Annotated in this window: 22 protein-coding genes; 11 read left to right on the top strand and 11 right to left on the bottom strand. The window is 74.8% G+C overall.

The genetic code is table 11. The features are described from left to right. Positions 1–40 precede the first annotated feature (40 nt). Entirely contained in the window at positions 41–1,129 is a 1,089-nt protein-coding gene (locus Ae331Ps2_RS13530; protein ID WP_212611738.1) for an alpha/beta hydrolase fold domain-containing protein, read from the top strand. Between the two features lie 10 nt (positions 1,130–1,139). Here the strand turns inward: Ae331Ps2_RS13530 and Ae331Ps2_RS13525 are convergent, their stop codons facing one another. The 3 genes from Ae331Ps2_RS13525 to Ae331Ps2_RS30455 form a co-directional block, all read right to left on the bottom strand. Further along, a complete protein-coding gene (locus Ae331Ps2_RS13525; protein WP_075308527.1) occupies positions 1,140–1,427 on the bottom strand; it encodes a hypothetical protein in 288 nt (95 codons plus the stop codon). A gap of 83 nt (positions 1,428–1,510) precedes the next feature. Further along, a complete protein-coding gene (locus Ae331Ps2_RS13520; RefSeq protein ID WP_075308528.1) occupies positions 1,511–2,758 on the bottom strand; it encodes a sorbosone dehydrogenase family protein in 1,248 nt (415 codons plus the stop codon). After that, positions 2,739–4,022 (bottom strand): cytochrome P450, encoded by a 1,284-nt coding sequence (locus Ae331Ps2_RS30455; RefSeq protein ID WP_075308530.1) that lies wholly within the window; start codon positions 4,020–4,022, stop codon positions 2,739–2,741. The genes Ae331Ps2_RS13520 and Ae331Ps2_RS30455 overlap by 20 nt, the downstream gene beginning before the upstream one ends. A gap of 120 nt (positions 4,023–4,142) precedes the next feature. Here Ae331Ps2_RS30455 and Ae331Ps2_RS13510 point away from each other — a divergent pair, with 120 nt between their 5' ends. The 4 genes from Ae331Ps2_RS13510 to Ae331Ps2_RS13495 all read left to right on the top strand — a co-directional run bounded on the left by Ae331Ps2_RS13510 (position 4,143) and on the right by Ae331Ps2_RS13495 (position 7,399). Continuing rightward, positions 4,143–4,658 (top strand): hypothetical protein, encoded by a 516-nt coding sequence (locus Ae331Ps2_RS13510; protein WP_020623239.1) that lies wholly within the window; start codon positions 4,143–4,145, stop codon positions 4,656–4,658. 99 nt (positions 4,659–4,757) lie between these two features. Next, on the top strand, positions 4,758–5,597 hold the full coding sequence (locus Ae331Ps2_RS13505) for a DUF4097 family beta strand repeat-containing protein (protein WP_075308532.1): 840 nt from the start codon (positions 4,758–4,760) through the stop codon (positions 5,595–5,597). Between the two features lie 39 nt (positions 5,598–5,636). Next, positions 5,637–6,584 (top strand): ABC transporter ATP-binding protein, encoded by a 948-nt coding sequence (locus Ae331Ps2_RS13500; RefSeq protein WP_020623241.1) that lies wholly within the window; start codon positions 5,637–5,639, stop codon positions 6,582–6,584. Continuing rightward, complete coding sequence (locus tag Ae331Ps2_RS13495; RefSeq protein ID WP_075308534.1) at positions 6,581–7,399, top strand: ABC transporter permease; 819 nt, start codon at positions 6,581–6,583, stop codon at positions 7,397–7,399. Before Ae331Ps2_RS13500 ends, Ae331Ps2_RS13495 begins: the two co-directional genes overlap by 4 nt. Here the strand turns inward: Ae331Ps2_RS13495 and Ae331Ps2_RS13490 are convergent. Beyond that, a complete protein-coding gene (locus Ae331Ps2_RS13490; protein ID WP_075308536.1) occupies positions 7,364–8,668 on the bottom strand; it encodes a cytochrome P450 in 1,305 nt (434 codons plus the stop codon). The genes Ae331Ps2_RS13495 and Ae331Ps2_RS13490 overlap by 36 nt on opposite strands. A gap of 134 nt (positions 8,669–8,802) precedes the next feature. Here Ae331Ps2_RS13490 and Ae331Ps2_RS13485 point away from each other — a divergent pair, with 134 nt between their 5' ends. Together Ae331Ps2_RS13485 and Ae331Ps2_RS13480 are read left to right on the top strand one after the other, a co-directional pair. Beyond that, on the top strand, positions 8,803–9,771 hold the full coding sequence (locus tag Ae331Ps2_RS13485; protein ID WP_020623244.1) for a DUF808 domain-containing protein: 969 nt from the start codon (positions 8,803–8,805) through the stop codon (positions 9,769–9,771). A gap of 54 nt (positions 9,772–9,825) precedes the next feature. Then, positions 9,826–10,536 (top strand): TIGR02206 family membrane protein, encoded by a 711-nt coding sequence (locus tag Ae331Ps2_RS13480; RefSeq protein ID WP_075308538.1) that lies wholly within the window; start codon positions 9,826–9,828, stop codon positions 10,534–10,536. Here Ae331Ps2_RS13480 and Ae331Ps2_RS13475 read toward each other — a convergent pair. Next, positions 10,487–11,431, bottom strand: a complete 945-nt coding sequence (locus Ae331Ps2_RS13475) for a LysR family transcriptional regulator (RefSeq protein ID WP_075308539.1) — start codon at positions 11,429–11,431, stop codon at positions 10,487–10,489. The genes Ae331Ps2_RS13480 and Ae331Ps2_RS13475 overlap by 50 nt on opposite strands. Positions 11,432–11,535: 104 nt before the next feature. On the opposite strand from Ae331Ps2_RS13475, the gene Ae331Ps2_RS13470 reads away from it, so the two are divergent. Beyond that, entirely contained in the window at positions 11,536–12,609 is a 1,074-nt protein-coding gene (locus Ae331Ps2_RS13470; protein ID WP_020623246.1) for a tartrate dehydrogenase, read from the top strand. Positions 12,610–12,656: 47 nt separating this feature from the next. Here the strand turns inward: Ae331Ps2_RS13470 and Ae331Ps2_RS13465 are convergent, their stop codons facing one another. Next, positions 12,657–13,025, bottom strand: a complete 369-nt coding sequence (locus tag Ae331Ps2_RS13465) for a hypothetical protein (protein ID WP_075308540.1) — start codon at positions 13,023–13,025, stop codon at positions 12,657–12,659. Between the two features lie 38 nt (positions 13,026–13,063). On the opposite strand from Ae331Ps2_RS13465, the gene Ae331Ps2_RS13460 reads away from it, so the two are divergent. Further along, positions 13,064–13,954 (top strand): alpha/beta fold hydrolase, encoded by an 891-nt coding sequence (locus Ae331Ps2_RS13460; protein WP_075308541.1) that lies wholly within the window; start codon positions 13,064–13,066, stop codon positions 13,952–13,954. Between the two features lie 13 nt (positions 13,955–13,967). On the opposite strand, the gene Ae331Ps2_RS13455 is transcribed toward Ae331Ps2_RS13460, so the two are convergent. Further along, entirely contained in the window at positions 13,968–15,689 is a 1,722-nt protein-coding gene (locus tag Ae331Ps2_RS13455; RefSeq protein WP_075308542.1) for a sigma-54-dependent Fis family transcriptional regulator, read from the bottom strand. Between the two features lie 139 nt (positions 15,690–15,828). Between Ae331Ps2_RS13455 and Ae331Ps2_RS13450 the strand changes: the two genes are divergently transcribed. Then, positions 15,829–17,301, top strand: a complete 1,473-nt coding sequence (locus Ae331Ps2_RS13450) for an NAD(P)/FAD-dependent oxidoreductase (protein WP_020622148.1) — start codon at positions 15,829–15,831, stop codon at positions 17,299–17,301. Between the two features lie 70 nt (positions 17,302–17,371). Continuing rightward, complete coding sequence (locus tag Ae331Ps2_RS13445) at positions 17,372–18,181, top strand: alpha/beta fold hydrolase (RefSeq protein ID WP_075308543.1); 810 nt, start codon at positions 17,372–17,374, stop codon at positions 18,179–18,181. A 38-nt stretch (positions 18,182–18,219) separates the two neighbouring features. Here Ae331Ps2_RS13445 and Ae331Ps2_RS13440 read toward each other — a convergent pair whose 3' ends face one another. The 4 genes from Ae331Ps2_RS13440 to fdxA are packed head-to-tail and all read right to left on the bottom strand — an operon-like array spanning position 18,220 to position 20,915. Next, entirely contained in the window at positions 18,220–19,155 is a 936-nt protein-coding gene (locus Ae331Ps2_RS13440; RefSeq protein ID WP_075308544.1) for a helix-turn-helix domain-containing protein, read from the bottom strand. 22 nt (positions 19,156–19,177) lie between these two features. Next, entirely contained in the window at positions 19,178–19,633 is a 456-nt protein-coding gene (locus Ae331Ps2_RS13435) for a CBS domain-containing protein (protein WP_020622145.1), read from the bottom strand. Further along, on the bottom strand, positions 19,630–20,604 hold the full coding sequence (locus Ae331Ps2_RS13430; RefSeq protein ID WP_020622144.1) for an NAD(P)/FAD-dependent oxidoreductase: 975 nt from the start codon (positions 20,602–20,604) through the stop codon (positions 19,630–19,632). The genes Ae331Ps2_RS13435 and Ae331Ps2_RS13430 overlap by 4 nt, the downstream gene beginning before the upstream one ends. Continuing rightward, entirely contained in the window at positions 20,601–20,915 is a 315-nt protein-coding gene (gene fdxA, locus Ae331Ps2_RS13425; RefSeq protein ID WP_060713408.1) for a ferredoxin, read from the bottom strand. The genes Ae331Ps2_RS13430 and fdxA overlap by 4 nt, the downstream gene beginning before the upstream one ends. Between the last annotated feature and the right edge of the window lie 39 nt (positions 20,916–20,954).

Raw genomic sequence — 20,954 nt, 5'->3', positions numbered from 1 at the left:
CAGGACACGATCGACGTCACCCACCGCCCGAGGAGCCCACGTGAGCACCGACGCCGTCGTCCCCACCCGCGCACCCGGCCGGCTCGGGAACCCGTCGATGACGATCGGCGACGACCCGCGGGCCGACCCGCGGATGGTCGCGGCACTGGAGGGCTTCGGACTGACCGGGCATGCCGACGACGCCCCGCTGGACCGCACCGCGGGCCGCCCGGCGCTGCTCGGCTTCGTCGACGCCGCCGAGGAGGGCTTCGAGGGGTTCTTCACCGCGCTGTCCACGGGCTGGGCGCCGATGTCGGGCATCGACCGTACGACCCGGACCGTGCCCGGGGCCGACGGCCACGAGATCAGCCTGCACGTCCACCGCCCGACCGGCGTGGACGGGCCGCTGCCGGTGATCTACCAGGTGCACGGCGGCGGGATGGTCATGCTGGCCGCCGAGGGTCCGCTGTACGTGCGGTGGCGCGACGAGCTGGCCGCGGAGGGCGCCGTCGTCGTGGGGGTGGAGTACCGCAACGGCGGCGGGCGGCTCGGGTCGCACCCGTTCCCGGCGGGTCTCGACGACTGCGTCACCGGCCTGCACTGGGTGCACGAGCACCTCACGGAGCTGGGCGGGACGCACGTCGTGGTCACCGGGGACTCCGGCGGCGCGAACCTCGCGCTCGGGCTGGCGGTCCGGGCCCGCCGCGAAGGCTGGGCCGGGCGGATCGCCGGGGTGTACGCCCAGTGCCCGTACGTACTGGGGTCCTGGGACCGGGCGCCCGCGGACCTGGCGTCGCTGTGGGAGAACGACCGCTACTGGCTCAACCGGGAGCTGTTCCCGCTGCTCGCCGAGGTCTACGACCCGGGTTCCACGCACGCCGAGGACCCGACCTGCTGGGCCGCGGCCGCCCGGCCCGAGGACCTGCACGGGCTCCCGCCGCACGTGATCGCCTGCGCGGAGCTGGACCCGCTGCGCGACGAGGGGCTTGCCCACCACCGGCGACTGCTCGCCGCCGGGGTCCCCTCGGTCGGGCTGGTGTACCCCGGGCTCTGCCACGTCGGCATGATCCTGTTCCGCGACGCCATGCCCGACGTCTACGCCCACGCCGTGCGCGACGTCGTCGGTTTCGCCCGGTCGGTGCGCGGCTGACCCGGCCGGTTCAGGGCACCGCGGGCGGGGCCGCGTCGTCGCCGGTGTCCGGACGGACCCGGCGACGGCACCCGAGCACCACCAGGTGCGCGTCGAGCACCCGGGCGAGCAGGACCCGGTCGGCCGGGGCGGTCACGGCCGGGTCGACCAGCATGGCGGCGACGTCGTGCTCGGTGCCGGTGCCGCCGAGTCCGGCGTAGCGGACCCAGACGTCGTAGGCGGACAGCCCGGACAGCGCCGCCGCCACCGGGAGCGATACCGGGAGCGACACCGGGACGGGTTCCTCGAACACGACCATCCGCGCCGCGTACCCGGTCCCGGACGGTTCAGACCTCGGACCCGGTCGCGTCCTCCCCCGGACCGGGCCGGCCCCGGCGCGGGTCAGCTCGGGTCGACCCGGAGGACCCGGTCGTCGTCGCCGTTGGACGTCGTGACCAGCAGGGCCCCGTCCGGCGCGGAGTGGACCCCGCGCAGCCGCCCGAACTCCCCGTCGAGCTCCGTCGGGATCTCGACGTCGGAGACCGCGCCGTCGGTGCCCGCCGGGCCGACGCGCATCAGCAGCAGCTTCTGCCCGCGCAACGCGGCGACGGCGAGCATCCCGTTCCGCGGACCCCATGCGTCGCCGTCGAGGAACGCGGCGCCGGCCGGGGCCTCGGGCGGACTGCCGGAGGACCACGCGGCGGGGACGGCGTCGGGGAAGCGGTCCCGGTCGGTCATCGGGACCGACTCGTCGTAGCTGGCCACCGTGCCGCCCTGCGAGGGGTCCCAGCCGTAGTTGGCGCCCGGGCGCAGCAGGTTCACCTCGTCATCGCGGGTGGGGCCGTGCTCGGCGGTGAAGATCCGCCCGGTGCCCGGCTCGACCGCGACGCCCTGCACGTTGCGGTGTCCGGAGGTGTGGACGAGCCGCTGGGCCGGGTCGGCGGCGTCGGCGAAGGGATTGCCCGCCGCGGGCCCACCGGTGGCCGGGTCGACCCGCAGCGTCTTGCCGCCGAGCGAGGTGAGGTCCTGCGGGGTGGCGGGCATCGCCGCGTCTCCGGTCCCCACGACGAGCGCCCCGGTGTCGTCGACGGCGACCCGGCAGCCCGAGTGGCGTCCGCCCGAGGCGATCGGCAGCCCGCCGACCAGCGGGTCCGCGACCCGGGTCGCGGTGGCGCCGTCCGGGGACAGCGTCCAGGTGACCAGCCGGACGTCCACCGGGTTCCCGTTCTCGGCGTGGGTCTGGCAGGTGGTGAACCGGTTCGACGTCGCGAAGTCGGCGTGCACGGCCAGCCCCATCAGCCCGCCCTCGCCGCGGGCGAACACGTCGCCGAGGTCGGCGGCGACCGGGGTGACCGCGGTGCCCGGGTCGAGCGAGGCGAGCAGCGAGAGGCGCCCGGACCGCTCGGTGACCAGCGCGCGCCCGTCGGGCAGCACACCGACGCTCCAGACGTGGGAGAACCCGCCCGCGACGGGAGTGACCCGCAGACCGCCGTCCCCGGTCCGGGCCGGGGACGGCGCGGGCGGTGCGGGGGCCGGTGCCGCGGGCGCCGCGGCGCCGCAGCCCGCCACGCCCATCAGGACGACCGCCGCCACCGCCGTCCCGGCGCGGCGGACACGGGAGGCGATGCGATCACGGGTCACACCGGACATCCTGGCCCACACCGCCCATTCCGGCAGAGTGGTGGTGGGCGGGGAGCGCGTCCACCCGCACCTCCACCGCGTCCGCCCGCACGAACCCCAGGTCGGCGGGACCCTCGACGACCTCGGCGAGGCGCAGGGCGGGGAACCGGGTGACCAGTGCCCGCAGCCCGATCTCGAGCTCGGTGCGGGCGAGGGCCGCGCCCAGGCAGTAGTGCGCGCCCTGCCCGAAGCCGAGGTGCCCCTCGCCGCGGCCCGGGTCGCGGGTCACGTCGAACTCCTCGGGCCGGTCGTGACGGCGCGGGTCGAAGTTGGCCGTCACCAGCCCAGCGACGACCGTGCTGCCCGCCGGGACCGTCGTGCCACCGATGTCGAGGTCGGCGGCGGCGAAGCGCGGCGTGGACATCGGCACCGCGCCGCAGGTCCGCACGATCTCGTGCACCGCGACCGGCCAGCGCTCCGGCTCGTCCCGCAGCACGGCGAGCTGCTCGGGGCGGGTGAGCAGGACCAGCGCGGCCCGGGACAGGACGTGCGCGGTCGTCTCGAACCCGGCCAGCACCAGGTCGAACAGCAGAACCGCGAGCTCGTCGGAGTCGAGCCGGTCGCCGTCGTCGTGCACCGCGACCAGGGCGCTGACCAGGTCGTCGGCCGGGTCCGCGCGCCGGGCCGCGATCAGCTCGTGCACCTGGTCGTGCACGGCGTGGGCCGCCGCGGGCATCCGCGCGGGGTCGGGGGCCACGAGCAGCCGGGCCAGGGCCCGCCAGACCTCCCGGCTCTCCTCCGGCACGCCGACCAGCTCGCAGATCACCGCGATCGGCAGCGGGTGGCACAGCGCGGCGACGAGGTCGACCGGGGTGCCGTCGGCACCGGCGGCGGCGATGTCGTCGAGCAGACCGTCGGTGAGCGCCTCGATCCGCGGACGCAGCTCGCGGACCCGGCGCACGGTGAACGCGCGCGAGACCAGCCGACGCAGCCGGGTGTGGTCCTCGCCGTCACGGACGAGCAGACCCCGCCCGAGGTGGGCGAGCTCGTCGGGGAACCCGAGCGTCGCGAACACCCCCGCGATGCCCCGCCCGGCGCCGGGTACCGCGGCAGGATCGCTGCGCAGGCGCGGGTCGAGCAGCGCGGCGTGGACGTCGTCGTGCCGGGTGACCAGCATCGCGGGCCCCATCGGGGTGTCGTCGAACGGCACCACGGGTCCCTCCTCCCGCAGCCGCCCCAGTCGCGCGACGGGGCAGCCCTCCCCGGTCGTGCGGCGTTCGGTGGTCCGGTCCACGTCGTTCTCCTCTCGTGACGGGTGGCTCGCCGGACCCAGCGGACACCCTGCCGTCGCGGCACGGTCAAGAACTGGCGCCACCCGGTTGACGATGGCGCCATCATGCGCCATAGTTGCGCCATGGAGTTGGACGGATATGTCGACCGCCTGCGCACCGAGTTCTCCGCCCTGGGCGAGGCAGCGGGCGAGGAGACCCGGGCGGTCGCGGAGCGGCTGCTCGCCCCCCTGCACTCGACGACCCGCCTGATCCTGCTGGAGGCGCTGGCCGAGGCGGCCGACGAGATCACCCTCGAGCTCGCTCCGGGGTCGGTGCACGTGCGGCTGCGCGGCAGCGATCCCGAGTTCGTCGTCACCGGGGCACCTGCCGCGCCGTCGGCACCCCCGGCGGCAACGGAGGCGCCACCCGTGGCGCCATCGGCGCCGGCGGTCACCGACGGCGAGTCCGGGCCGGTAGCCCGGATCAACTTCCGGCCGCCGGAGACGCTCAAGACCCGGATCGAGGAGGCCGCCGGGCGGGACGGCCTCAGTGTGAACACCTGGCTGACCCGCGTGGCCGCCGCCGCGCTGGACCGCCCGGCCGCGACGTCCGACCGTCCCGACGCCGCCCGCCGTGGCCGCGTCGGCTGGTTCGGCTGAGCCGCGACCGATCCCCTTCTCCCACACCCGACCGACCCACACCTGACCGACCCACACCTGACCCACGGCGTCACCGCGACGCCGAGGAGGCGATGCCCCATGCCCAGCTACGACACCCCCGAGCCCGTCACCGCGATCGTCGACCTCGCGATCGGTGACCTGCGCGTGACCGCCTCGGACCGCGCCGACACCGTCGTCGAGGTCCACAGCTCCGCGGCCGACCGCGCCCACGCGGACCAGGTCCGGGTCGAGCTGACCGGCCGCGAGCTGCGTGTCACCGGCCCGCGACTCGGGCTGCTGCAACGGTTCACCCCGGGCACCCCCGGCCGCACCGTCGAGGTCGAGATCGCGCTCCCGGCAGGCTCCGCCCTGACCGCGAGCACCGGCCACGGCTCGGTCGTCGCCGAAGGCGCCCTCGGCGAGTGCACCGCGACGACCCGCTACGGCGACATCCGCATCGACGACGCGGCCTCCGCCGACCTGAGCACCGCCTACGGCCACGTCCGGATCGGTGGCACCGTCACCGGTGACGCGACGGTCCGCTCCGACCACGGCGGCATGCAGATCCACCGCGTCGGCGGCAGCGCGACGCTGAGCAGCAAGCACGGCGTCGTCCGCGCCGACGAGCTGACCGGCGACGTCGAGGTGACCAGCACCCACGGCCCGATCGACGTCGACGAGCTCGGTGCGGGCGCCCGCGTCCGGACCGCCTACGGCGACGTCCGCCTCGGCCGGGTGCGCCGCGGTGAGCTGTCGCTGACCAGCACGCACGGCCGCCTGGAGGTCGGTGTCGCCGAGGGCAGCGCCGCCTGGCTCGACCTCGACACCACCGGCCGGATCGGCAACGACCTGGACCCGCGCGAGGCCCCGGACGGCGGCGACACCGTCACCGTCCACGCCCGCTCCCGCGAGGGCGACATCGTCGTCCGCCGCGCCTGACACCCACCGTCCGCGATCCCGTCCACGAGAGGAACCACCGTGCCCACACCCCCGCCCGCGATCGCCGTCGCCGCCCTGCACAAGTCCTACGGCGGCCACGCCGTGCTCCGCGGCATCGACCTCGATGTCCCCGCCGGGACCGTGCTCGCCCTGCTCGGCCCGAACGGCGCCGGCAAGACGACGCTGGTCCGCATCCTGTCCACCCTGCTGCGGCCGGACTCGGGACGCATCCGGATCGCCGGGAGGGACCCGGCGACCGACCCCGACGGCGTCCGGGCCGCGATCGGGGTGACCGGCCAGTTCTCCGCCGTCGACGGCCTGCTCACCGGCGCGGAGAACCTGCGGCTGATGGCCGACCTGCACCACCTGCCCCGCGGCACCGGCCGCGCCCGCACCCGGGAGCTGCTGGAGCGCTTCGACCTCGCCGACGCCGCCGACCGCCGCGCCGGCACCTACTCCGGCGGGATGCGGCGCCGCCTCGACCTGGCCATGACCCTGGTCGCGGACCCGGACGTGCTGTTCCTCGACGAGCCGACCACCGGGCTGGACCCCCGCAGCCGCCGCGACCTGTGGGCCGCGGTGCGCGAGCTCGTCGGCCGCGGCGTCACCGTGCTGCTGACCACCCAGTACCTGGAGGAGGCCGACCAGCTCGCGGACTCCGTCGCCGTCCTCGACGGCGGACGCCTGGTCGCCCGCGGCACGCCCGCGCAGCTCAAGGCCCGGGTGCCCGGCGGGCACGTGCTGCTGCACCTCGCCGACGAGGACGCCCTGGCCGCCGCGCACGCCGCGCTGCCCGACGCCGTCGCCGACCCGGCGGTGCTGACGCTGCAGCTGCCCGCCACCGGTCCGCGCGACCTGCGGGCGCTGCTCGACCGGCTCGACCACGCCGGCGTCGACCCCGAGGGGCTGACCACCCACACCCCCGACCTCGACGACGTCTTCCTCGCCCTCACCGGGCACCCGGGCACCGCGGAGGTGGCGGCATGAGCACCGCGACCCTCGTCCCGGCCGACCGCCCCCGGCTGTTCGCCGACTCGACGACGATGCTGCGCCGCCGCATCCGGCACCTGCGCCGCTACCCCTCGCTGACGATCATGCTGATCGCCCAGCCGCTGGTGTTCCTGCTGCTGTTCGTCTACGTCCTGGGCGGCACGATGGGCGCCGGGCTGGGCGGGGACCGTGACGACTACCTGGCCTACGTCACCCCGGCCGTGCTGCTGCTGACCGTCGCGAGCGTCGCGATGGGCACCGCCATCGGGGTCGCCACCGACATGACCGAGGGCGTCGTCGCCCGCTTCCGGACGATGGCGATCGCCCGCTCCAGCGTGCTCACCGGGCACGTCGCCGGGGCGTTCGTGCAGACCGTGCTGGGCCTGGTCGTCGTGCTCGGCGTGGCGTTGGCGCTGGGGTTCCGCAGCGACGCCGGGCCGCTGGCCTGGCTCGGCGTCGCCGAGATGCTGGCGCTGCTCACCGTCGCGCTGACCTGGCTGACCGTCGCGCTCGGGCTGGCCGCGGACAGTGTGGAGACGGCGAGCAACACCCCGATGTTCCTGATGCTGCTGCCGTTCCTGGGCAGCGGGTTCGTGCCGGTGGAGTCGATGCCGACCGCCCTCCGGTGGTTCGCGGCGTACCAGCCGTTCACCCCGGTCATCGACACCCTGCGCGGGCTGCTCGGCGCCGGCCCGGGCAGCGGCGCCGGGCTCGGCACCGACGCCGCACTCGCCGTCGGCTGGTGCCTGCTGATCACCGTCGGGAGCCTGCTGTGGTCACGCCGGCTCTACGAGAACCGCGCCGCACGCTGAGGGGCTCCGCTCCGCCGGCGGGCGGTCCACGTGGACGGGCAGAGCGGGCAGCCGCGCGAAACCCAGCCGCGACGGGCCGTCCGCCGGCTCAGCGAGCCGCAGGCCCGGAAAGCGCGTGACCAGCGCCGACAGCACGACCTCGACCTCCTGCCGGGCCAGCGCGGCACCCAGGCAGTAGTGCGCGCCGTGCCCGAACCCGAGGTGCCCCTCGCCGCGGGCGGGGCGACGGCGGACGTCGAGCTCGTCGGGCCGGTCGACGACGCGGGGGTCGAAGTTGGCGGAGAGCAGACCGGGCAGCACCGCCGTCCCCGCCGGGACCGGGGTACCGGCGATCTCGGTGTCCTCGGCCGCGTACCGGGGCGCGCCGGCCGGGACCGGGCCGCAGGTGCGGACCAGCTCGTGCACCGCCGTCGGCCACAGCTGCGGGTCGGCGCGCAGGGCGTCGAGCCGGTCCGGCCGGCTGAGCAGCGCGAGGGTGCCCTTGGCCAGGACGTGCGCGGTCGTCTCGAACCCGGCGACGGTGAGGTTCACCGTCATGTCGAGCAGCTCCTGCTCCGAGAGCCGGTCGCCGTCGTCGTCGTGCACGGTCACGAGCGCGGACAGCAGGTCGTCGGCGGGCTCGCGGCGACGGGCCTCGATCAGCGCGCGGACGTGGGCGACCATCCCCCGCGCGACGTCCGGCATCCGTCCGGGGTCGGGCTGGATCAGCAGCCGGGCGAACTCCCGCCAGCGGTCGCGGTCGTCCTCGGGCACCCCGACGAGCTCGCAGATCACGGTGATCGGCACCGGGTAGGCCAGCGTCTCCACCAGGTCGACCGGGCTGCCGTCGGCGCCGGCGGCGGCGATGTCGTCGAGCAGACCGGACACGATCGCCTCGACCCGCGGACGCAGCCCGGCGACCCGGCGCACGGTGAACGCCCGGGAGACGAGCCGGCGCAGCCGCGCGTGGTCCTCGCCGTCCCGGGACAGCATCGGGCGACGCAGCAGCTCCAGGTCCTCGGGCAGCCCGATGATCCCGGTCTGGGCGTTGCGCAGGAAGTTCTCGGCCTGCGGCACCGCGGCCGCGTCGAGCCGGAAGCGGTCGTCGGTCAGCAGCGCCCGGACCTCGGCGTCCCGGGTCACGAGCAGCCCCTGCTGGGTGGGTCGGCCGGGCACCTCCAGCGGGATGTCGACGACCGCGGCCACCTCGCGCAGCCCGGAGAAGGCGGCGACCGGGTCGGCCGGGTCGACGGCCGGGGCGGTGGTGGGGGCGCTGGTGTCCTCGTCCATGCGCCCGAGTGGACACCGTGCCGTCGCGGCACGGTCAAGCCCGACATCGGTGCGGGTTCGGTCCCGTTCGTCCGCTCCGGGCCGTAGGCTCCGCGCGTGCGCACGGATTCGGCCCTGCAACGGACGGTGACCCGATGAGCGGACTCTTCGCCCTGCTCGACGACATCGCGGCCCTGGCCCGCCTCACGACGGCGTCGCTGGACGACATCGCGGGCGCGGCCGGGCGGGCCGGGGCCAAGGCCGCCGGCGTGGTCGTCGACGACGCCGCCGTCACCCCCCGCTACGTCCAGGGCCTCAAGCCCGAGCGCGAGCTGTCGATCATCTGGCGGATCGCCAAGGGCTCGCTGCGCAACAAGATCGTCTTCATCCTGCCGGTCGCGCTGATCCTCTCCCAGTTCGCGCCGTGGCTGCTGACCCCGATCCTGATGGTCGGCGGCTGCTACCTGGCCTACGAGGGCGCGGAGAAGCTCTGGGAGTACTTCTCCGGGCACTCCGAGCACCCCGAGGAGCGCGACGAGAAGGTCGCCGCGGACCCGGCGGAGAACGAGCGCCGGGTCGTCTCCGGCGCCGTGCGCACCGACTTCATCCTCTCGGCCGAGATCATGGTCATCGCGCTGAACGAGGTGGCGTCCGAGGGCATCGTGGCCCGGGCGATCATCCTGGCCGTGGTCGCCGTCGCGATCACCGCGCTCGTCTACGGCGCCGTCGCGCTCATCGTGAAGATGGACGACGTGGGCCTGGCACTGGCCGAACGCGGGTCCGGCCCCGTCGCGTCGTTCGGGCGCGGGCTGGTGAAGGCCATGCCGATCGTGCTGACGACGCTCTCGGTCGTCGGCGTCGCGGCGATGCTGTGGGTCGGTGGGCACATCCTGCTCGTCGGGACGGACGAGCTGGGCTTCTCCCCGATCTACGACCTGGTGCACCACCTGGAGGTGGCCGTCGCCGACGCGACCGGCGTGCTGGGCGGGTTCCTGGGCTGGCTCACCAACACCGTCGGCTCGGCGATCCTCGGGGTCGTGGTCGGCGCGGTGATCGTCGCCGTGGCGCACCTGATCCCGAAGCGGAGGAAGAAGGACGACGCCGCCGGGACCGCCGACGCCTGATCCCCGGTCCGCCACGATCGGGCGGGGTCGGGCGGGGTCGGTCATCATCGGGCGATGGGAGACACCGGCGTCTTCGTGCCCTACGGCGCGACCCACTGGGCCGCGCTGACCGTCGGCGTCCTCGGCGGCGTCGCGCTGGTGGTGCTCGGACGTCGACTGCGCGGCACCCCGGCCGAGCTGCGCGTCTCCCGGGCGTTCGCCGTGGTGGTCGTCGTGCTGCTGGTCCCGCTGCAGCTGCGGCTGCTGACCCCGCAGACCTTCGACGTCCACATCTCGCTGCCGCTGCAGCTGTCGGACCTGTCCTGGGTCACCGCCGCCGTCGCCCTGTGGACGCGTCGCTGGTGGGCGTGCGGCCCGCTGTACTACTGGGGTCTCACGCTGACCCCGCAGACGCTGCTCACCCCGGCCACCGACTCCCCCGACTTCCCGCACGTGGCGTTCCTGCACTTCTGGGCGCTGCACCTGCTGGTGACCTGGGCGGCGGTGTACCTGACCTGGGGTGCCGGGGTGCGGCCGAGCTGGCGCGGGATGGGCGTGACGCTGGCGGCGACGATCGCCTGGGCGGCGGTGGTGCTGCCGTTCAACCTGGCCGCGGGAACCAACTACGGCTTCCTCGCCCACAAGCCGACCAACGCCTCCGCGCTGGACCTGCTGGGGCCGTGGCCGATCTACCTGGTGGTCGAGTTCGTGCTGGTGGCGGTGGGGTGGGCGGTGATCACGTGGCCGTGGACGCGGCGGCGGGAGCGGGAGCGGGAGCCGGCCTGACCGGCAGCCGCCGCGCCAGCCCGTCGACGAGGTGGTCGAGCACTGCGCGGACCCGCCGGGGCGGGTCCGCCCCGTGCACGGCCAGCAGGTCCGCCGACGGCGTCGGGATGTCCGCCAGCACCTGCACCAGCTCCCCCGACACGAGAAGCGGCGCGACCTGCCACAGCGAGCGCATCACCAGCCCACGCCCGGCCCGGCACCACGCCGTCGCGACCTCGCCGTCGTTGCAGGTCATCGCGCCCGTCACGCGGACCCCGACGGCGTCGGCGTCGGTCCCGAAGCGCCAATGGGCATAGGCGGTGTCGTTCTCCCGGATCACGATGCAGTCGTGTCCGCCCAGGTCGGCGGGGGTGCGCGGGACGCCGCGGCGGCCCAGGTACGACGGCGCCGCGCACACCACGCGCCGGTTGCGGTGCAGCACCCGGGCGTGCAGCCGCGAGTCGGGCAGCGGTCCGACGCGCACCGCGAAGTCGTAGCCGGAGCCGCCGACCGCGACCGGCAGGTGCGACAGCTCCAGATCGATGCGCAGGTCCGGGTTGGCCGCCTCGAAGGTGCCGAGCAGCGGCGCGACGTGCGCCCGGCCGAACCCCATCGACGAGTGCACCGCGATCCGTCCGTGCAGTCCCGAGCGACGACGGCCGATCTCGTCCTCCAGGTCGTCGATCCGGCCCAGCACGTCGCGGGCGCCCTCGGCATAGCGGCGGCCCTCGTCGGTCAGGGTGAGCCGGCGGGTGGACCGGTTGACCAGGCGGACGCCCAGACGTCGTTCCAGGCGGGCGAGCCGCTTGCTGACCGCCGACACCGACACACCCCACTGGCGCGCCACCTCCGTCAGTGTGCCTGCGGCGGCGACCCCGGCGAAGAAGCTCAGGTCGTCGAACTCGGGCAGCTCCACACCTGCTCCTTTCCCCTGCGGAAAGACTGTCCGGCCAGGACGACGGTTCACCGCATCCGGTTCGCCGATCAGGATAGAAGCAACCGAGTCGAGGAGGACATGACATGACCGCGCACCGCATCGCCGTCATCCCCGGGGACGGGATCGGCAAGGAGGTCGTCCCGGAGGGCGTCCGGGTGCTGACCGCGGCCGCGGAGCGGTTCGGGATCGGGCTGGAGTTCACCGAGTTCGGCTTCGCGAGCGCCGACCACTGGCTCGAGCACGGCACGATGCTGCCCGAGGACTGGTTCGAGCAGCTGTCCGGTTTCGACGCGCTGTTCTTCGGTGCCGTCGGGTGGCCGGAGGTGGTGCCCGACCACGTGTCGCTGTGGGGCAGCCTGCTGCAGTTCCGGCGCCGCTTCGACCAGTACGTCAACCTGCGCCCGGCCCGGCTGCTGCCGGGCGTCGCCGCGCCGCTGGCCGACCGCGCACCCGGCGACATCGACATGCTGATCGTCCGGGAGAACACCGAGGGCGAGTACTCCTCGGTGGGCGGGCGGATGTTCTCCGGCACCGACCGGGAGGTGGTGATCCAGGAGACCGTGATGACCCGTATCGGGGTCGACCGGATCCTGCGCTACGCCTTCGAGCTCGCGCGCCGCCACCCGAACCGGCACCTCACCTCGGCGACCAAGTCCAACGGCATCGCGATCACCATGCCGTACTGGGACGAGCGGGTGGCCGCGATGGCGGCGCAGTACCCCGACGTCGATGTCGACTCCGCCCACATCGACATCCTCGCGGCGCGGTTCGTGATGAGCCCGGAACGCTTCGACGTCGTCGTGGCCAGCAACCTGTTCGGCGACATCCTGTCCGACCTCGGCCCGGCCTGCACCGGCACGATCGGCATCGCGCCGAGCGCGAACATCAACCCGGAGCGGGAGTTCCCGAGCCTGTTCGAACCCGTGCACGGGTCGGCACCGGACATCGCCGGGAAGGGCGTCGCGAACCCGGTCGGCCAGATCTGGTGCGGGTCGATGATGCTGGAGCACCTCGGCGAGCACGAGGCCGCGGCGGCCGTGCTGGCCGCGGTCGAGGACGTCGTCGGGCGGGGCGGCGCGACCGTCACCCCGGACCTGGGCGGCACCGCGACGACCGCCGAGCTGGGTGCGGCGATCGCCGCGGTCGTGCGGGGATGAGCCCGTCGGGCCCTGGCCTGCGCGCCCCGGCGACCGGGCGGCGCGGCTCAGCTTGCGAGGAGTGCGACCAGGCGACGGGCCGCGTCGGGCGGCAGCCTGCGACGGCCGCGCAGGTGCCGGAACACCGGCGCGAGCACCGGGTCGGCCAGCAGCTCGGCCCGCGGTACCGGCCGTCCGACCGGCACGACGACGCCCGCCGCGTGCCGTCCGCCGGGGTGCGGCTCGGCGGGACCGGTGAACGCGAACAGCGCCGTCACGCCGCCGCCCGGCCCGGTCCGGTAGACCACGGCCCGGTCGCCCGGCGCGGTCCCGGCCAGGCAGCAGGGCTCCTGGGGCGGGTCGGCGACCTCGTCGGCGTCCCAGAGCAGGACGGTGTCCGGCAGCGCGGCGTCGGGTCGCACGGGGTCGGTCGGCACGGGATCCGTCCTACCCCAGTCCACGGAGGTCCGGCGCGATGAGCCCACGAACCCTGCTGCCCGCCCCGTTCACCGCCCGCACGGTCGACGCCGCGGGGACCGCGGTGCACACCGTCGTCGGCGGTGCCGGACCTCCGCTGCTGCTCCTGCACGGCTACCCGCAGACCCACGCGATCTGGCACCGGGTCGCCCCGCTGCTCGCCGACCGGTTCACCGTCGTCGCGACCGATCTGCGCGGCTACGGCGACAGCGCCAAACCCGCCCCGGGCCCTGGCGACGCCGCCTACGCCAAGCGCGCCATGGCCGCCGACCAGCTCGCCGGCATGCGGGTGCTCGGGTTCGACCGGTTCGCCGTCGCCGGGCACGACCGCGGCGGACGGGTCGCGCACCGGCTGGCCCTGGACGCGCCGGACGCGGTGTCGGCGCTGGCGGTGCTCGACATCGTCCCGACCCGGCACGCGTTCGACACCGCCGACGCCACCTTCGGGCTCGGCTACTGGCACTGGTTCTTCCTGACCGCCCCGGCCGGGATCCCGGAGCGCCTCATCGCGGGCGACCCGGAGTTCTGGGTCACCGCCCGGATGCGGTCGCGCCACCACGGCGGCACCCCGTTCGACGAGCGTGCCGTCGCCGAGTACGTCCGCTGCTTCGCCGACCCGGCCGCGATCGCCGCGTCGTGCGCCGACTACCGGGCCGCGGCCGGGATCGACCGCGTCGACGACGAGGCCGACGCGGGCCGCCGGGTCACCGCACCGCTGTTGGCCCTGTGGGGCGCGCACTCCTTCGTCGGGCGGTCCTACGACGTGCCCGCGGTGTGGGCCGGCTACGCCACGGACGTGCGTGGGACGGCCCTGGACGCCGACCACTACCTCCCCGAGGAGCGGCCGGAGGAGGTGGCGCGCGAGCTGGCGGCGTTCCTGACCCGGTGACCGGTGCGGGGGGTCAGTCCGTGATCCGGTACTGCGCGATCTTCCGGTAGAGCGTCGACCGGGCCACGCCCAGCACCGCGGCCGCCGCGGCCCGGTTCCCGTCGGTGTCCCGCAGCGCGGCGACGATCGCGTCCCGCTCGGCCCGGTCCACCGCCCGCAGCGTCGCGGACGGCGCGCTCTGGCAGGACTCGGGCAGGTCGGTCGCCTCGACCACACCCACCGGCCGCCGGCCGAGGGCGACGGTCAGCGCGTCGTGCAGCTCGGTCACGTTCCCCGACCACGGGTGCCTGCTCACCGTCCGCAGCGCCCCGGCGGACAGCCGCACGTCGCGGCCGGGCGCGAGCTCGGCGAGCAGCGCGGCGACCAGACCGGGGAGGTCACCGGGGCGGCCGCGCAGCGGCGGGACCGGCACCGACACCCGGAACCGGGCCAGCACGGCGTCCCGGACGGGATCGGGGACGGCGGCGTCCGCGCGGGTGCCGGCGATCGGCAGGTCCCCGCGCGCGACGGCGGGCGGCACACCGGCGTCGCGCCGGTCGAGGTCGCGCAGCAGCACCAGCACCCGCTCCCCGGCCCGCCCGACGCGGTCGTCGAGGTCGGCGCCGTCGTCGTCCGGCCCGACCTCGACGACCGGGCCGGGCCAGGAGTCGGTGACCAGCCGCGCCCGCCCGGAGCCGGGCTCGCCGGTGACCAGCAGCGGCGCCCCCGCCCCCAGCGCCGCGACGACGGCGGCCCGCGCCGTCCGCCAGGCCGGGCTCGCCCCGTCGGCGGCGGGCCGGGGGGTCACCGGGACCGGTCCGGTGGGGTCGCCGCCGTCGGGCTCGCGCAGCAGCGTCACCACCGCCACCAGGCCGGCGACCGACCCGCCTGCCGGGACGACCGCGCCGCGCAGCCGCGCCCGGGTCCCCGACGGCAGCTCCACCCGGTCGTCGACGCCGGGGCCGCGCAGCAGCAGGAACCTGGCGTGGTCGGTGAGCGCGGCGTGGTCGTCCGCGTCGAGCAACGTCTGCATCGCGGTGTTCGCCAGCACCGTGCGGCGCCCGACGGCGAGCACCGCCCGCCGGGTGCGGGACTCGGTGCGGGCGTAGGCGTCGAACAGGGCCTGCTGGGCGGGGTCGCGGTCGTGCAGCAGGGCGTCGGAGATGCGGGCGGCCGCGGAGCGCACCAGCGACAGCAGCAGCGGCGAGGAGTACTCCGCGCGGCAGGACAGGTCCAGCACCGCCTCGACCCGCCCGGTCGCCGGGTCACGAACGGGGGCGCCGGCGCAGGCGTAGTCGTGCAGCTGCTCGACGAAGTGCTCGGCGCCGACGATGTGCACCGGCCGGCCGGACTCCAGCACGGTCCCGACCCCGTTGGTCCCGACCGCGCCCTCGGCGTAGCCGAAGCCCGCGGCGAACGCGTTGACGTCCGCGGACCGCGCGATCACCGCGTCGGTGTCGAGGCGCACCAGCAGCCGGGCACGGTCGTCGGTGAGCGCGACGCACACCCCGATCCCGGCGACCTGCTCGGCCAGCTGCTCCATGACCGGGCGCGCGCACCGGACCAGCCGGGAACCGGTGTCGAGGTCGGGGTGGAAGCGGTTCGCGATCGTCGCGGGGTCCACCCCACCCGCGATGCTGCGCCGCCAGGACGCGACGACGTGACCGGGCACGCCGGGCGGTGCGGCGTCGGGCCGGTCGAGCAGCTCGGCCCGCGCGGACACGAGCTCGCGACGGCGTGCGAGCAGATCCCCCATCGACGCACCTCTCTGTGCTCGTCATCACATGATGCGGCACCGGTCAACACCCCCCGGTGTCCGAAGTTCGGACACCCGGGGACCGGGCCGGCCGCCCTAGCGTCGAGAGACCGCCGTCACACCTGCACCCGGAGGACCCATGGCCGCCACGACCAGCGAGCACGTCGACGTCCTGATCGTCGGGGCCGGGGTGTCCGGCATCGGCGCCGCCCACCGGCTCCGCGAGGAGTTCCCGGACCGGAGCTTCGTGCTGCTGGAGGCCCAGGACGCCCCCGGTGGGACCTGGTGGACCCACCGCTTCCCCGGGGCCCGCTCCGACAGCGACCTGTTCACCTACGGCTACCGGCACAAGCCGTGGACGGGGCCGTCGATCGCTGCGGGCGCAGAGATCCTGGCCTACCTCGACGAGGTCATCGATGAGGACGACCTGGCCGGGCACATCCGGTACCACCACCGCGTCACCGCGCTGAGCTGGTCGTCGGCGGAGAACCGGTGGACCGCGGAGGTGACGCGCACCGACACCGGCGAGACCCTGTCGATGACCGCGTCGTTCCTGTGGATGTGCCAGGGCTACTACAACCACGACGAGCCCTACACCCCGCAGTGGCCCGGCCTCGAGCAGTACGCGGGGACCGTCGTGCACCCGCAGTCCTGGCCGTCGGACCTCGACGTCACGGGCAAGAAGGTGCTGGTCATCGGGTCCGGCGCCACCGCGGCGACGGTCGTCCCGGCGACGGCGGCGACCGCCGAGCACGTGACGATGCTGCAGCGCTCGCCGTCGTACTGGTTCCCCGCGCCGACCGTGCACGACCTCGCGACGATGCTGGAGCCCCTCGACCTGCCCGCCGAGTGGACCCACGAGATCCTGCGCCGCACCTACGTCCAGCAGCTCGACTGGCTGGCCACCACCGGCCGCGACGACCCGGACGCGCTGCACGAGTTCCTGATCGAGTCGATCCGGCCACTGCTCCCCGAGGGCACCGACATCGAGAAGCACTTCGTCCCCCGCTACCGCCCCTGGCAGCAGCGCATCGCGTTCGTACCCGACGGCGACTTCTTCGCCGCGATGCGCGAGGGGAAGGCGTCGGTCGTCACCGACACCATCGCCCGGTTCACCGAGAAGGGCGTCGAGCTGGACTCCGGGGAGGTCATCGAGGCCGACGTCGTCGTCACCGCGACCGGGTTCGACCTGGCCGTGTTCGGCGACATCCCCTTCACCGTCGACGGCGAGCCGGTCGACTTCACCCGCCATGTCACCTGGCGCGGGCTGATGATCGAGGGCATCCCGAACATGGCCTACGCCTTCGGCTACTTCCGGCACAGCTGGACGCTGCGGATCGACCTGGTCAACGACCTGATCGGCCGCATCCTCGCGCGCATGGACGAGCGCGGCCACCAGGTCGTCGTCCCCACCGTCGCACCACAGGACGCCGACATGCCGCGCCTGCCGTGGGTCTCGGAGGAGAACTTCAACCCCGGCTACATCGGGCGGTCCGCGCACCGGATGTTCGGCCAGGGCGACCGCGAACCGTGGACCCACATGCACGAGCACGACGTCGACCGGGTCGAGCTGCCGAAGGCCGACCTCGACGACGGCCTCCAGTACCGCTGAGCACCGCTGAGCACCGCCGAGCACCCCTGAGCACCGCCGACCCGACCGCACACCCCCGAGGAGACCCACCGTGCCCCGCATCACCGTGTCCACCGGCGTCGAGCTGCACTACGAGACCGCAGGCGACGGCGACCCGCTGCTCATGATCATGGGGACGTCCGGCGCGATCCCGCTCTGGGGCGAACTCGCGCACCGGCTGGCCCAGACCCACCGGGTCATCACCTTCGACAACCGGGGGCTGGGCGGCAGCGACCGCGGGTCCGGGCCGATCACGGTCGGGTCGATGGCCGCCGATACCTCCGCGCTGCTCGACGCCCTGGAGATCCCGCGCGCGCACCTGCTCGGCTGGTCGCTGGGCTCGGCCGTCGCGCAGGAGATCGCGCTGACCCGCCCCGGGCAGGTCGCCGCGCAGGTCCTCTACGGCACCTGGGGCCGCACCGACGGCTTCCAGCGCGCGGTGCTGAGCGCGCTGCGCCTGCCCTACGTGCACCGCGACATGGAGTCCGCGCTGACCGCGTCGGGGCTCGCGTTCTCCCCGCAGGCACTCGACGACCCGAACGTGGGCGCGCTGCTGGAGGCCCTGCTGCCGGCGTTCCCGCAGGACGAAGCACAGATGCAGGTGACCGTCGAGCAGTGGGACGCCGACCTCGGCCACGACACCCTCGACCGGCTGGACGCGATCACGGCACCGACGCTGGTCGCGGTGGGCGAGCAGGACCTGCTGACCCCGCCATGGCAGTCCCGTGCGGTGGCCGAGCGCATCCCGGGCGCCCGCTTCGAGCTGGTGACCGGGCCGGGGTCCAGCCACTGCATGCACCTGGAGCGGCCCGAGGACCTGACGAAGCTGGTCACCGGGTTCCTCGGCGAACAGCGGATCTGAGCGGAGCGGCCGGGCGGGCCTCCCCGCCCGGCCTGCCCTCAGGACTCGCGGTGCGCCTTCGGGGACCGCCCGAACCGGGTCCGGAAGGCCCGGCTGAACGCCGCCGGGTCCGGCATGCCCCATCGGGCGCCGATCGCGCCGACCCCGACGTGCGCGAGCTCGGGGCGGCGCAGGTCGGCCCAGGCGCCCTGGAGCCTTTCCTCCCGGATCGCCCCGGCCACCGTGGTCCCCTCCTCGGCGAACAGCTTGTGCAGGTAGCTGACCGAGATCGCACAGGCGGCCGCCACCCCGGCGGGGTCGAGGTCCCGGTCGGCGATGTGCTCGCGGATGAACCCGCGGGCCCGGGTGACGTGCAGGTTCTCCGGGGCGGCCGCCGGTACGGTGCTGCGCACCAGCGCGACGAACACATCCCCGATGGTGCGGGCGACGGCCTCCTGGGCGGCCTCGGGCACGTCGTCGCCGATCGCGCGGTTCAGCGACGACAGCAGCGGCGGGAGCATCGCGCCGATGCCGCGCCGGCCGTCGAAGGTGATCGCGGTGACGGCGGCGGTCTCGGCGGCCGACAGCGGCAGGGCGCCCTTCGGGTGCAGGCAGACCTGGTACTCGAAGCAGTCCGAGGTGACGAAGGTGAACGGCCGGCTGCTGTCGTAGATCACGAACTCGCCGGGGCCGATCACCGCCTCCCGCCCGTCCTGGACGACCAGGGTGCGTCCACGGCGGGCGAGCGCGATCTGGAGGAAGTCCTCGTCTGCGGAACGAACTTGCCGTACAGTCCTGTCGAAGCGGTGCGGAACCGAGGCTATCCGCCGCAGGTGAGTACCCGCGACGGACGCCGCCGTCACTCGTCCGGAGACCAGGCCGCCGGTGGAGGGCCTGACGTCGAGGGGCACGAACTGGTCGCAGACCGTCGAGCGCCAGAAGTCCAACCGGTCGGTCTCGGCCACGGTGGTGGTGTCGAGCGTGACCAAAGCCATACCCGAGCATCGCACGCGCACGTCACGATCGTGTAGCTCCGATGTGAGGAACGCGTTCCGCGGCGCGCGCCCGAACCCCTTCCTCCGTGCAGAACCCGGCCCCGGAGCGCTTGAGACAGAGCAGGCCCAGCAGCCGGCCCCGGTCGTCGACGACGGCCAGGCGCCGCCGGCCGGCCGCGGCCATCGCGCCCCGTACGGACTCGGCGTCGGCGGCCGGGGCGACGGTCCGGCCGGAGAGCCCACCGAGCCAGCGCACCGGCGCGGCGGCGGGGCGCCCCTCCAGGTCGGCCCGCTCGACGACGGTGAGCAGCACCCCCCGGTCGACGACGAGCAGCGCGTGCACGTGTCCGTCGCGCAGGGCCTCGCGTGCCTGGTGCACCGTGGTGGTGCGCCCGCAGGTCTTCGGGCAGCCGATCATCGCCCGCCCGACCGTGCCCGGCGACCACCCGCCGCCGGGCCCCGCGACCGGGGCGCTCATGCCGCGTCGCTCGAGTGGCCGGGCACGACCGGCAGGTCCGGTCGCACCAGCGGGACGAGGTTGTTGACCGCCAGCGCGGCCTCGCCGAACCCGACCGAGATGAGCCGGACCTTGCCCTCGAAGTCGGTGATGTCCCCGGCCGCGAACACCCGCGGCAGCGTGGTGCGCATGGACCGGTCGACGGCGATGTGGCGCCGGCTCATCCCGATCCCCCAGCTCGACAGCGCGGCCAGGTCGGCCTTGAAGCCGAGCGCGGCCACGAGCTCGTCGACCTCCAGCGTCTCGACGCCGTCCGGGCCGGCGACGTCGACCTCGGCCACCCGGTCGTCGCCGCGGACGTCGGCGACCTCGTAGGGGGTCAGGATCCGCACCGAGGAGGCACGCAGCTCGGTGACACTGCGCTCGTGCGCGCGGAAGGCGTCGCGCCGGTGCACCAGGGTGACCGACGCGGCCAGCGGCTCCAGGCACAGCGCCCAGTCGACCGCGGAGTCCCCGCCGCCGACGATCAGCACGTCCCTGCCGGTCAGCTCGGCCGGGCGCGGCACCGCGTAGCGCAGCCCGCGTCCGACGTAGTCGCCGCCCGCGGGCAGCGGGCGCGGCGTGAACCGGCCCATCCCGCCGGTGACCAGCAACGCGCCCGCCCGGATCCGCACGCCGCGGTCGGTGGTGACGGCGACGCCGTCGTCGAACTGCTCCAGCCCGACGGCGTCGTGCCCGAGCAGGTAGGTCGGATCGGCCAGGGCGGCCTGCTCGATCAGGGAGTCGACCAGGTCCTGGGCGCGGACCCGGGGGAAGCCGGCGACGTCGAAGACCGGCTTCTCCGGGTAGAGCACCGACATCTGCCCGCCGAGCTGGTCCAGGGCGTCGACCACGACCACCGACAGCCCGCGGAAGCCGGCGTAGTAGGTGGCGTAGAGCCCGGTCGGTCCGGCACCGACGACGACCAGGTCCGCGCTGAGCTCGCCGCTCACCGGGGCTTCCGCGCAGCGACGATCGGGTGGTCGCCGTCGGCGGGGTCGGCGTCCTCGCCACCGCCGGAGAAGCCCTGCTCGCGTACGAACAGCGCGTTCGCCTCGACGAAGTCGAGCTGTTCGGCGGGCATCTTGTGCTCCCAGTGGATGGCCTCGCTGGGGCAGGCGGGCATGCACTTGCCGCAGTCGACGCACTCGTCGGGATGGATGTACATCATCCGCTCCCCCGGGTAGATGCAGTCGACCGGGCACTCCTCCATGCAGGCACGGTCCTGCACGTCGATGCAGGCTTCGGTGACGACGTAGGCCACGGGGTCTTTCCTCCGATGTGGACGGTGGTGGCAGGTGGG

Origin of the sequence: Pseudonocardia sp. Ae331_Ps2, from assembly GCF_001932405.1 — a bacterium.
In the GTDB taxonomy this organism is placed as follows: domain Bacteria; phylum Actinomycetota; class Actinomycetes; order Mycobacteriales; family Pseudonocardiaceae; genus Pseudonocardia.
Note: the sequence above shows the minus strand (reverse complement) of the source record. Positions and strands in the feature narration are given on the sequence as shown.

Bases quoted from the DNA above. Each gene is read 5' to 3' on its own strand.
- Ae331Ps2_RS13525 (WP_075308527.1), bottom strand. From the start codon at position 1,427: ATGGTCGTGTTCGAGGAACCCGTCCCGGTGTCGCTCCCGGTATCGCTC.
- Ae331Ps2_RS13520 (WP_075308528.1), bottom strand. From the start codon at position 2,758: ATGTCCGGTGTGACCCGTGATCGCATCGCCTCCCGTGTCCGCCGCGCC.
- Ae331Ps2_RS13510 (WP_020623239.1), top strand. From the start codon at position 4,143: ATGGAGTTGGACGGATATGTCGACCGCCTGCGCACCGAGTTCTCCGCC.
- Ae331Ps2_RS13505 (WP_075308532.1), top strand. From the start codon at position 4,758: ATGCCCAGCTACGACACCCCCGAGCCCGTCACCGCGATCGTCGACCTC.
- Ae331Ps2_RS13495 (WP_075308534.1), top strand. From the start codon at position 6,581: ATGAGCACCGCGACCCTCGTCCCGGCCGACCGCCCCCGGCTGTTCGCC.
- Ae331Ps2_RS13490 (WP_075308536.1), bottom strand. From the start codon at position 8,668: ATGGACGAGGACACCAGCGCCCCCACCACCGCCCCGGCCGTCGACCCG.
- Ae331Ps2_RS13485 (WP_020623244.1), top strand. From the start codon at position 8,803: ATGAGCGGACTCTTCGCCCTGCTCGACGACATCGCGGCCCTGGCCCGC.
- Ae331Ps2_RS13480 (WP_075308538.1), top strand. From the start codon at position 9,826: ATGGGAGACACCGGCGTCTTCGTGCCCTACGGCGCGACCCACTGGGCC.
- Ae331Ps2_RS13470 (WP_020623246.1), top strand. From the start codon at position 11,536: ATGACCGCGCACCGCATCGCCGTCATCCCCGGGGACGGGATCGGCAAG.
- Ae331Ps2_RS13460 (WP_075308541.1), top strand. From the start codon at position 13,064: ATGAGCCCACGAACCCTGCTGCCCGCCCCGTTCACCGCCCGCACGGTC.
- Ae331Ps2_RS13455 (WP_075308542.1), bottom strand. From the start codon at position 15,689: ATGGGGGATCTGCTCGCACGCCGTCGCGAGCTCGTGTCCGCGCGGGCC.
- Ae331Ps2_RS13450 (WP_020622148.1), top strand. From the start codon at position 15,829: ATGGCCGCCACGACCAGCGAGCACGTCGACGTCCTGATCGTCGGGGCC.
- Ae331Ps2_RS13440 (WP_075308544.1), bottom strand. From the start codon at position 19,155: ATGGCTTTGGTCACGCTCGACACCACCACCGTGGCCGAGACCGACCGG.
- Ae331Ps2_RS13435 (WP_020622145.1), bottom strand. From the start codon at position 19,633: ATGAGCGCCCCGGTCGCGGGGCCCGGCGGCGGGTGGTCGCCGGGCACG.